This window comes from Microbacterium sp. H6 (genome assembly GCF_003314775.1).
Classification (GTDB): Bacteria; Actinomycetota; Actinomycetes; order Actinomycetales; family Microbacteriaceae; genus Microbacterium; species Microbacterium oxydans.
Window position 1 is genome coordinate 13173 of sequence record NZ_QOAY01000085.1, and the last position, 285, is coordinate 13457.

The 285-nt window shown below is 73.3% G+C and carries 1 pseudogene; it reads right to left on the bottom strand.

Going from position 1 to position 285, the window contains the following annotated elements:
* Positions 1-285, bottom strand: a pseudogene (locus DSP71_RS06000) (hypothetical protein); the annotation flags it as partial.

The following is a 285-nucleotide window of genomic DNA, read 5'->3' on the forward strand; positions in this document are numbered from 1 at the left end:
ACCGAACCAGAGCACGACCGCGGCGAGCAGCGGGATCGCGGTGGGGCCGAAGATCGTGTCCACCGACGAGTTCGACGACACCGGGTCGGCGATCACCGAGGCGAGCGACTTCGACTCGGTGTCGCTGAACGAGGGGAGCGAGTCGGATGCCGTGCGCAGCCCGCCCGCGAGGTCGCCCGTGCCGGTCGCCAGCGTGTCGAGTCCGGTCGTGAGCTCGGTCGCGCCGTCGGCGAGAGCGGTCGCGCCGCCGGCGAGCTGGGTCGCACCGGATGCGAGGCTGCGCGC